This window comes from Nocardia farcinica (assembly GCF_029867845.1).
GTDB classification, from domain to species: Bacteria; Actinomycetota; Actinomycetes; order Mycobacteriales; family Mycobacteriaceae; genus Nocardia; species Nocardia farcinica_A.
Genome location: NZ_JARWRU010001040.1, coordinates 1 through 1844 on the forward strand (window position 1 = coordinate 1; position 1844 = coordinate 1844).

Annotated in this window: 1 protein-coding gene; it reads right to left on the reverse strand. The window is 75.2% G+C overall.

Annotated features, from left to right (window positions below):
• On the reverse strand, positions 1–1844 hold a 1844-nt coding region (locus tag QH283_RS23030), incomplete at both ends, for a condensation domain-containing protein (protein ID WP_280505033.1).

Consider the following 1844-nt stretch of genomic DNA (forward strand, 5'->3'; position numbering starts at 1 on the left):
GCGCTGGGTCCGGGTGTTCACTAACAGCCCCACCCGGTGGTCGTGGGCGCGTGCGCCGCGGCCGGCGACCGGGGTGCCGACCGCGACGTCGGCCTCGCCGCCGAGGCGGGCCAGCAGCGCGGCCAGCGCGGCGTGCACCACCATGAACAGCGACGCGCCCTGGGCGCGGGCCAGTTCGGCCAGCGCCGCGTGCACCTCGGCGGGCAGTTCGAAGCGCACCGACGCGCCCCTGGCCGCGGCGCCGGTGGCGCGCTGGCGGTCCGGGGTGAGCGCGGGCACGGGACGCAGGCCCTCCAGCCGCTCCCGCCAGAAGGCGAGCTGACGCGCGGCCGTGGACTCCGGGTCGTCCTCGGAGCCCATGCGTTCGCGCTGCCACAGCGCGTAGTCGGCGTACTGCACCCGCAGCGGCTCCCACACCGGCTCCTGCCCGGCCGCGCGGGCGGCGTAGGCGGTCACCAGGTCGCGGGCCAGCGGGGCGAGCGAGGCGCCGTCGGCGCAGATGTGGTGGGTCACCAGCACCAGCAGGTGCTTGTCCGGCACGCCGCCGTTGAGCAGCGCGATACGCACCGGCGCCCGTTCGGTGACGTCGAAGCCGGAGGTCATCAGCTCGATGACCCGGCCCATGATGTCGTGCGGGCGCTCCACCCGCAGGCCGCCGGGCAGCACCTGCTCGCGCGGCAGGATCTGCTGGTACGGCAGTTCGTCGGCGCCGGCCGGGTAGCGGGTGCGCAGCACCTCGTGCCGGTCGAGCACGTCGTCGACGGCGGCGCGCAGCGCGTCCACGTCCAGCGCGCCCGCGATCTGCAGCGCGAAGGGGATGTTGTAGGCGACCGAGGACGGGTCCATCCGGTTGAGCACCCACATGCGCTGCTGGGCCAGCGACAGCGGCACCGTCTCCGGGCGCGGACCGGCCACCAGCGCCCGCTTGCCGTCGGTGCCCGCCGCACCCGAGCCGGCCGCACCCGAGCCGGCCACGATGCGCTGGGCGAGCCCGGCGACGGTGGGGGCCTGGAACAGCGCGCGCACGTCCAGCGCGGCGTCGTGGGCCTCGTTGAGCCGCGCGACCACCCGGGTCGCCAGCAGCGAATCGCCGCCGAGGGCGAAGAAGTCGTCGTCCAGGCCGACCTGCTCACGGCCGAGCAGGTCGGCGTAGACCGCGGCCACGGACTGCTCGACCGGCGAGGCGGGCGCGCGGAAGGCGGCGGCCTCGAACTCCGGCTCGGGCAACGCCTTGCGGTCCAGCTTGCCCACCACGGTCAGCGGGAACTCGTCGAGCACCACGATCGCCGCCGGGCGCATGTAGTCGGGCAGGCGGGTGGCCAGCCCGGCGCGCACGGTCTCCACGTCCACGGCGGTGAACGAGCTCGCGGTCACGTAGGCGACCAGCACCTCGCCGCGCTCGGGCACCGAGCGCACCAGGGCGACCGCGTCGCGCACGCCCGGCTGGGCGCGCAGCGCCTCCTCGACCTCGCCCAGCTCGATGCGCAGGCCGCGCAGCTTGACCTGGAAGTCGCTGCGGCCCTGGTACGACAACTCACCGTCGCGGGTCCACGACACCACGTCGCCGGTGCGGTACATGCGCGAGCCGGGCGGGCCGAAGGGGTTGGCCACGAAGCGGTCGGCGGTCAGGTCGGGCCGGGAGTAGTAGCCGACGGCCAGCTGGTCGCCCGCCAGGTACAGCTCGCCGGTGAAACCGGGGGCGACCGGGTGCAGGCGCGCGTCGAGCACGTACACCTCGGTGTTCCACACCGGGCGGCCGATCGGCACCGACACCGTGTCGGCGTCGACGACCTCGTGGTAGGTCACGTCGACCGCGGCCTCGGTGGGGCCGTACAGGTTGTGCA